The 8426-nt window shown below is 68.8% G+C and carries 7 protein-coding genes and 1 tRNA gene; 5 read left to right on the top strand and 3 right to left on the bottom strand.

Features of this window, described 5'->3' with window-relative positions; all coding sequences use genetic code 11:
- The first annotated feature begins 246 nt into the window (after positions 1 to 246).
- From D180_RS06055 to D180_RS06035, 5 genes are all read left to right on the top strand, one after another.
- On the top strand, positions 247 to 1836 hold the full coding sequence (locus D180_RS06055) for a cytochrome ubiquinol oxidase subunit I (RefSeq protein ID WP_017912086.1): 1590 nt from the start codon (positions 247 to 249) through the stop codon (positions 1834 to 1836).
- A 19-nt stretch (positions 1837 to 1855) separates the two neighbouring features.
- Entirely contained in the window at positions 1856 to 3007 is a 1152-nt protein-coding gene (gene cydB, locus D180_RS06050; RefSeq protein ID WP_043090550.1) for a cytochrome d ubiquinol oxidase subunit II, read from the top strand.
- A gap of 23 nt (positions 3008 to 3030) precedes the next feature.
- Positions 3031 to 3162: a cytochrome bd-I oxidase subunit CydX gene (gene cydX / locus D180_RS06045; RefSeq protein WP_017912084.1), complete on the top strand. Its 132-nt coding sequence runs from the start codon at positions 3031 to 3033 to the stop codon at positions 3160 to 3162.
- A 60-nt stretch (positions 3163 to 3222) separates the two neighbouring features.
- Positions 3223 to 3299: transfer RNA gene (locus tag D180_RS06040), tRNA-Pro, on the top strand.
- A gap of 226 nt (positions 3300 to 3525) precedes the next feature.
- Positions 3526 to 3888 (top strand): hypothetical protein, encoded by a 363-nt coding sequence (locus D180_RS06035; protein WP_232760350.1) that lies wholly within the window; start codon positions 3526 to 3528, stop codon positions 3886 to 3888.
- Positions 3889 to 3951: 63 nt separating this feature from the next.
- Here D180_RS06035 and D180_RS06030 read toward each other — a convergent pair whose 3' ends face one another.
- The 3 genes from D180_RS06030 to proB all read right to left on the bottom strand — a co-directional run.
- Positions 3952 to 5868 carry a CocE/NonD family hydrolase gene (locus D180_RS06030; protein ID WP_017912082.1) on the bottom strand — a complete coding sequence of 639 codons (1917 nt, stop codon included), beginning with the start codon at positions 5866 to 5868 and terminating at the stop codon, positions 3952 to 3954.
- Positions 5869 to 6102: 234 nt separating this feature from the next.
- Positions 6103 to 7350: a glutamate-5-semialdehyde dehydrogenase gene (locus tag D180_RS06025; protein ID WP_017912081.1), complete on the bottom strand. Its 1248-nt coding sequence runs from the start codon at positions 7348 to 7350 to the stop codon at positions 6103 to 6105.
- A 152-nt stretch (positions 7351 to 7502) separates the two neighbouring features.
- Positions 7503 to 8426, bottom strand: a 924-nt coding sequence (proB, locus tag D180_RS06020; protein WP_017912080.1) for a glutamate 5-kinase, incomplete at its 5' end; no start/stop codon positions are given.

The following is an 8426-nucleotide window of genomic DNA, read 5'->3' as shown; positions in this document are numbered from 1 at the left end:
GGCGGGCAGTGCAGTGGACGGCTCGGCGGAATCGGTCAAAACGGGCTCGGCGCGGCGAACGAAGTCGCCAGTTTAGCGGGGAAGGCGCTTCCGGGCCGGAACCGCCGTGGCCGCCACGATGCCGGGCACCCCGGTGCCGCACATTGATCTGAATCAAGGTCGAACGCGCCGCAGCGGCGGAAGATCGCCTCCAATCTCCCGCCACTCGGCCACCCAGATGCACATCTTCCACGAGGTAGCACAGCCATGATCGACACCACTGTCGTAGAGCTGTCGCGGCTGCAGTTCGCCATGACCGCGATGTACCACTTCCTGTTCGTCCCGCTCACCCTGGGCCTGTCCTTCATGATCGCGATCATGGAGAGCGTGTACGTCATGACCCGCAAGGACGTGTGGCGGCGCATGACCCTGTTCTGGGGCGTGCTGTTCGGCATCAACTTCGCGATGGGCGTGGCCACCGGCATCGTCATGGAGTTCCAGTTCGGCATGAACTGGTCCTACTACAGCCACTACGTCGGCGACATCTTCGGCGCACCGCTGGCGATCGAAGGGCTGATGGCGTTCTTCCTGGAGGCGACCTTCATCGGCCTGTTCTTCTTCGGCTGGAGCAAGCTCACCCCGGTCAAGCACCTGATGGTGACCTGGCTGATGGCGCTGGGCACCAACCTGTCGGCGGTGTGGATCCTGATCGCCAACGGCTGGATGCAGAACCCGACCGGCGCGGTGTTCAACCCGGATACCATGCGCATGGAAGTGGTGGACTTCATGGCGGTGGTGTTCAACCCGGTGGCGCAGGCCAAGTTCGTGCATACGGTCAGCGCCGGCTACGTGACCGGCGCGGTGTTCGTGATGTCGATCAGCGCGTTGTACCTGCTGCGCGGCAAGCACCGCGACATCGCCCGGCGTTCGTTCGCGGTGGCCGCCGCGTTCGGCCTGGCCTCCTCGCTGTCGGTGGTGGTGCTGGGCGACGAGAGCGGCTACGCCGCCAACGAACACCAGAAGATGAAGCTGGCCGCGATCGAGGCGATGTGGGAGACGGAGCAGGCGCCGGCCGACTTCACCGCCTTCGGCATCCCCAACCAGGCCACCGGCAAGAACGACTACGCGATCAAGGTGCCGTACCTGATGGGCCTGATCGCCACGCGCTCGTTGAACACGCCGGTGCCGGGCATCCTGGAACTGGTCAAGCGCGCCGAGCACCGCGTGCGCGGCGGGCAGATCGCCTACGGCGCGCTGCAGCGGCTCAAGGCCAACCGCAACGACGCCGAGGCGCGCGCGGTGTTCGATCGCCACTGGCAGGACCTGGGCCACGGCCTGCTGCTCAAGCGCTACCGCGAGGACATCCTCAACGCCACCCCGGAGGAGATCGCCAAGGCCGCGCTGGACACGGTGCCGCGGGTACTGCCGCTGTTCTGGACGTTCCGGGTGATGGCCGGCCTGGGCTTCTACCTGATCGCGTTCTTCGCCGCCGCGCTGTGGTTCTCGTGCAAGCACAATTTCGAGGACAAGCGCTGGTTCCTGAAGCTGGCGCTGTGGACACTGCCGATGCCGTGGATCGCGATCGAGTGCGGCTGGTTCGTGGCCGAGTACGGCCGCCAGCCGTGGGCGGTGGAAGGCGTGCTGCCGACCTTCTATGCCGCCTCCGGCCTGGCCCTGCACGACATCCTGATCACCCTCGCCGGCTTCGTGGCGATCTACACCACGCTGCTGATCATCGAGATCAAGCTGATGCTCAAGGCGATCCGCAAGGGGCCAGACGCGCTGCCCGCCCTGCTGCAGCCCGCTCCGCGTCCCGTTACCCCGATCGCCGCACCTGCGGCCGCCGGCCACCTCTGACCCCGGCAGGAGACACACCATGGACTTCATTGCATTGGACTACACCACGCTGCGCGTGATCTGGTGGCTGCTGCTGGGCATCCTGCTGATCGGCTTCGCGGTGATGGACGGATTCGACCTGGGCGTCGGCGCGCTGCTGCCGTTCGTGGCCAGGAACGACGCCGAACGCCGGCTGGTGGTCAACACCATCGGCCCGGTCTGGGAAGGCAACCAGGTCTGGTTGATCCTGGGCGGCGGCGCGATCTTCGCCGCCTTCCCGCCGCTGTACGCGGTGAGCTTCTCCGGCTTCTACCTGGCCATGTTCGTGATCCTGTTCGCGCTGATCCTGCGCCCGGTCGGGTTCAAGTTCCGCGGCAAGCTGCCCGGCCAGCGCTGGCGCAACGGCTGGGACTGGGCGCTGTTCGTCGGCGGCTTGATCCCGGCGCTGATCATGGGCGTGGCGGTGGGCAACGTGCTGCTGGGCGTGCCGTTCCATTTCGACGACACCCTGCGGGTGTTCTACACCGGCAGCTTCTTCGGCCTGCTGATGCCGTTCGCCCTGCTCGCCGGCCTGCTCAGCGTGAGCATGCTGGTGGCGCACGGCGCGGCGATGCTGGTGCTGAAGACCGACGGCCCGGTGGCCGAGCGCGCGGCGCGCTACGGCAGCATCGCCGCCCTGGCGGCCTGCGCGCTGTTCGCCGGCGCCGGGGTATGGGTGGCCACCGGCCTGCCCGGCTATGCGGTCACCTCGCAGGTGGTCACCGACGGCGCCACCAACCCGCTGCTGAAGACCGCCGTGCTCGGCGAGGTGGGCGGCTGGATGCACAACTACAAGACCATGCCGCTGACGGCCCTGGCCCCGGCCGCCGGCCTGCTCGGCCTGCTGCTCAGCGCGGCGCTGTTGCGCAAGCGCCGCGGCGGCCTGGCGTTCATCGCCTCCGGTGCGGCCATCGCCGGCATCATCCTGACCGTGGGCTTTGCGATCTTCCCGTTCCTGCTGCCGTCCTCCAGCCAGCCGGGCTCCAGCCTGACCGTGTGGGACGCCTCCAGCAGCCACCTGACCCTGTGGATCATGCTGCTGGCCACCGTGGTGTTCCTGCCGATCATCCTCGGCTACACCACCTGGGTGTACCGCGTGCTCAAGGGCAAGGTCACCTCCGCCTCTCTGGACGACAACCCCAACGCGTACTGACGCGCCTGCAAGGAGAAACGATCATGTGGTACTTCGCCTGGATTCTCGGTGTCGGCCTGGCCTCCACCGCCGCCATCCTCAACGGCATGTGGTTCGAGGCGCGCGAGCGCAACGCCGCGGATGCCGCCGCGGACGCGGCCGACGCGGCGGACTGAAATTTTTTTGCAAAGGCGCTTGCCGAATGCGGAAGACCTCCGTATCATGTGCGGCTCCTTCGGGGTGTAGCTCAGTCTGGTAGAGCGCTACGTTCGGGACGTAGAGGTCGCAGGTTCGAATCCTGTCTCCCCGACCAGTTTCAAGGTCACAAGAAGCCTGGAAAACCACAGTTTTCCGGGTTTTTTTGTGTCTGCAATCCGGTGCGGCCACACAGCGCGGCAACCGCCCGCCTCCGTCTTCTCGAAGCAACCTGGCCTTGACGCCCGGGCCCGGCGCCTGGCCACAATGGCGACGGGGAACCGGCGCATGCATGACGACCCGCGTCTTCGGCGACGACACGCGCCGAAGGCGAGGCGGCGGGCATGTCCGTTTCGACGCTCACGACTCAGACAAACGGACACGACACCATGAAACTGCAAGCGACGCTCTGTCTCTCACTGATCGCGCTCTACTGCGCGCCCGCAGCCGCGGTGACCGAAACCGACAAGTCGGTGGACCGCCTCGGCGTGCAGGGCGGCACCGCCTACTTCAGCATCAAGGATCCGTTTTCCACCAACTGCAAGTTCGACGTCGTCTATTTCAGCATCGGCGACGATTTCGGCAAGGCCGCCTATGCGAGCCTGCTCGCCGCACAGACCTCGGGCAAGAAGCTTTCGCGCTTCGACTACGCGCAATCCGCTCCCGGCGAAACCTGCACCCTCTCGCTGGTCGAATCGCGCAGCTGACCACGCGTTCGCGGCACGCCGAACGCCACACGCCGGCGCACAATGCGCCGGCGCCGGCTTCGCTCACTCCACCGGCAAACTGATGTAGCTCGCCTGCTGCGGCGTGTGCCAGATCCGCTGCGTCGCCTTCTGGTAATCGCCCGGCTTGGCGAAGTAGATGTTCGGCACGTAGGTCTGCGGATTGCGGTCGTACAGCGGGAACAGGCTCGACTGCACCTGCACCATGATCCGGTGGCCGCGTTCGAAGGTGTGGTTGGCCGTCGGCAGGCCGAAGCGGTAGGCCAGCGGCTGGTTCGGGGTCAGCGGCGCCGGATGCTCGAAGCTTTCGCGGTAGCGGCCGCGGAAGATCGCCAGCGACACCGGCAATTCGTAGCCGCCCAGTTTCGGATCGGACGCCATCTGGTCCGGGTACACGTCGATCAGCTTCACCACCCAGTCGCTGTCGCTGCCGCTGGTGGAGGCCTGCAGGTTCACCTGCGGCGCGCCGGCGATGCGCAGCGGCGCCTGCAGCGGTTCGCTGACGAAGGTCAGCACGTCCGGGCGGCCGTCGACGAAGCGCTGGTCGTGCACCAGCCAGGTGGTCCACATGTCGCGGTCGCCGAACACCACCGGGCGCGGCACGAACGGCACCGGCTTGGCCGGGTCGGACACGTATTCGGTGTACTCGCCCTGCCCGGCCTTGGGCGCCTCGAACGAGACGCGGCCGCCGGCCTCCAGGTACAGCGGCTTGCTCTGCGCCGGGCAGCCCTGCGCGCAGCTCAGCGGCCAGCGCTGCAGGCGATCCCAGTGGTTGGCGCCGGTATCGTAGATCAGCACCGGCGGCGTGTCGGCCTTGGGCGCGCCGTCGACCAGGTACTGATCGAAGAACGGCTTGAGCACGTCGCGGCGGAACTGCAGCGCGGTGTCGCCGTCGAACTGCAGCGCACCCAGCGAGGCGCCCTCGTAGTTGACCTGGCTGTGCCGCCACGGCCCCATCACCAGGTAGTTCTTGTCGTTGCCGGTATCGCGCGGCTCCATCGCCTCGTAGCTGTGGATCGCGCCCCACATGTCTTCCTGGTCCCACAGCCCCTGCAGCCACATCGTCGGCACCTTCAGCGGGGTGCGCGCCATCACCTTGTCCAGCGCCTGCTCCTGCCAGAACGCGTCGTAGGCCGGGTGCTCGGTGAGCTTGCGCCACCACGGCAACTGCTCCAGCCCGGCGGCCTTGGCGTAGTCGCCGGCCGAACCGGCGCGCAGGAAATTGCTGTAGTCGTCGTAGCCCTGGCGCGGAATGCCCTCGCCCTTGCCGCGCCGGGTCATCTGGCCGGTGAAGTAGTCCAGGTTGACCTGGCGGAAGGCGCCGTAGTTGAGCCAGTCGTCGCCCATCCAGCCGTCGATCATTGGGCTCTCCGGCGCGGCCACCTTCAGCGCCGGATGCGGATCGGCCAGCGCCATCACCACGGTGAAGCCCTCGTAGGACGAGCCGATCATGCCGACCTTGCCGTTGGATTCGGGCACGTGCTTGACCAGCCAGTCGATGGTGTCCCAGGCGTCGGTGGCATGGTCGACCTTGGTCGGGTTGAGCGGCCCGCGCAGCGGCCGGGTCACCACGTAGTCGCCCTCCGAGCCGTATTTGCCACGGATATCCTGGAACACGCGGATGTAGCCGCCATCGACGAACACCTCGTCGCCCTGCGGCAGCAGATCGCGCATGTGCGGCGAGGCCAGCCGGCTGGCACGGCCGCTGGCGTCGTAGGGCGTGCGGGTCAGCAGCATCGGCGCGCCGTGCGCGCCCTTGGGCAGCACGATCACCGTGTGCAGCTTGACCCCGTCGCGCATCGGGATCATCACCTCGCGCTTGATGTAGTCGTTGGCCGCGGTCGGCGCGACGAAGGGCTTGCCGGTGACGTCCGGGGTCATCGGCGCGGTCTGGGCGAACGCGGTGCCGGCGGTGGCGAGGGCGACGGCAGCGGCGAGCAGGCAGGGAGCGAGGCGGCGCATGGGCATTGGATCCCGAAAGGAGGCGAATCCGCGACGCTAGGCGACGGCGCCTCACTCGGCAAGTGACAAAGGCTGGGTCGGCGACCCTCGCCGTTGGCGCCGCGGCCACGCGAGCGCGCAGGCACGCCATGCCGATCAGCCCAGGTGGCTGCCCTGCCCCACCTCCACCGACGCGACGCAGATCACTCCCTTGCCAGGCAGTTCAGGCGCCCCACCGACCAGGATCGCAGCGCCTCAGTGCCGCACCTGGCCTTCGCCGCGCACCACGAAGCGCTCCACGGTCAGCGCTTCCAGGCCCATCGGGCCGTAGGCATGCAGGCGCGTGGTGGAGATGCCGATCTCCGCGCCCAGGCCGAGTTCGCCGCCGTCGGAGAAGCGCGAGGAGGCGTTGACCATCACCACCGCCGCGCGCAGCGCCTGCACGAAGGCCTCCGCGTTGGCCGCATCGGCGGTGGCGATGACTTCGGTGTGATCCGAGCCGTAGCGGCGGATGTGCGCGATCGCCGCGTCCAGGTCGGGCACCACCGCGACCGCCAGGATCAGGTCCAGGTATTCAGCGGCGTAGTCGTCGTCGCTGGCCGGGTCGATGCCCGGCAGCAGCGCGCGGGTGGCGGCATCGCCGCGCAGGGCGACGCCGCGCTGACGCAGAGCCTGGGCTGCCAGCGGCAGGAAGCGCGCGGCCACGTCGGCGTGCACCAGCAGCGTCTCCAGGGAGTTGCAGGCGGCCGGCCGCGTGGTCTTGCCGTCGATGAGCAGCTTCACCGCCAGCGCCAGGTCGGCCGAAGCGTCGACGAACAGATGGCACACGCCCTTGTAGTGCTTGATCACCGGCACCCGCGCATGTTCGGCGACGAAGCGGATCAGGCCTTCGCCGCCGCGCGGGATCGCCAGGTCGACGATGTCGTTCAGCTGTAGCAGCTCCAGCATGGTCTCGCGGCGCAGATCCTCCACCAGGGTCAGCGCGGCCTCGCCGATGCCGGCGTCGCGCAGCGCCCGGCGCAGCGCCGCGGCGATGGCGGTGTTGGAGTGGATCGCTTCGGAACCGCCACGCAGGATCACCCCGTTGCCGGCCTTGATGCACAGCGCCGCGGCGTCGGCGGTGACGTTGGGGCGCGCCTCGTAGATCATCGCCACCACGCCCAGCGGCACGCGGATCTTCTGCACGCGGATGCCGTTGGGGCGCACGTCGTCGCGGGTGACCTGCCCCACCGGGTCGGGCAGGCCCGCCACCTCGCGCAGCGCCGCGGCGATGCCGTCCAGGCGCTTGCGGTCCAGCGCCAGCCGATCGAGCATCGCGCTGCCGACCTCCTTGGCCCGCGCCGCCTCCAGATCGCGCGCATTGGCGGCGAGGATCGCTTCGGCATCCGCCTCCAGCGCCGCCGCCATCGCCTCCAGCAGCGCCTGTTTGGCCGGCGACGACAACTGCGCCAGCGCTTGCGCGGCATCGCGGCAGTGCAGGGCCTGGGTGCGGATGGAGGTCATTGGGCGGCTCCGGTGGATTCGGGATTCGGGATTCGGGATTCGGGATTCGAAAAGGCTACGTTCGGCGCGAGGACATCAGAGGCGGCGAACGCGAGGCGCGATGCAGGTGCCGGTCTTGCGCCGCCTCCGCGGCCGGCGCGGGGCGGGCGCGATTACGCCGACTCCCCATTCCCGACTCCCGATTCCCGCACCACCACCAGATCGTCGCGATGGATCACGTTCTCGCCGTAGTTGTAGCCCAGGATCGCCTCGATGTCGCGCGAGTGGCGGCCGGCGATGCGGCGGATGTCCACCGCCGCGTACTGGCTGACCCCGCGCGCCAGGCAGCGTTCCCCGGCCGCGTCGCGCAGACGCACCTCGACCATGTCGCCGCGGCGGAACTCGCCCACGGCGCCGGCGACGCCACCCGGCAGCAGCGAGGCGCCCTTGTCGAGCAGCGCGGCGGCAGCGCCGGCATCGATCAGGATCGCCCCCGGCTCCACCGGCACGTGGCGCAGCCAGTACTTGCGCGCGGCGATGCGGGTGCGCGCGGCATGGATGCGGGTGCCGCGCAGGCTGTCCTGGGCCAGGCCGCGCACCACCTCGGCGCTGCGGCCATTGAACAGATAGGTCTCGATGCCGGCGGCGCCGGCCTTGGCCGCGGCCTCCAGCTTGGTGCGCATGCCGCCGGTACCCACGCCGCTGCCGCTGCCGCCGGCCATGGCCAGCACCGCCGCGCTCAGTTCCTGCACCTCGTGCAGCGGCTGCGCCTGCGGGTCGCGGCGCGGGTCGGCGGTGTACAGGCCGTCGATGTCGGTGGCGATGAACAGCGCATCGGCGTCGACCAGGGCGGCGACGATCGCGGCCAGATTGTCGTTGTCGCCGAGCTTGAGCTCGTCCACCGAAACGGTGTCGTTCTCGTTCACCACCGGCAGCGCGCCCAGCCGCAACAGTTCGCACAGCGTGGCGCGCGCGTTAAGGTAGCGGCGACGGTTGCGCAGGTCGTCGTGGGTCAGCAGCACCTGCGCCACCGGCCGCTCGAAGAAGCGCTGCCACAGCGCGATCAACTGCGCCTGGCCGAGCGCGGCCAGCGCCTG

The organism is Xanthomonas sp. SHU 166 (assembly GCF_000364685.1).
GTDB classification, from domain to species: Bacteria; Pseudomonadota; Gammaproteobacteria; order Xanthomonadales; family Xanthomonadaceae; genus Xanthomonas_A; species Xanthomonas_A sontii.
The sequence above is the reverse complement of the archived record's forward strand: the minus strand, read 5'-3'. Positions and strand labels throughout refer to the sequence as shown.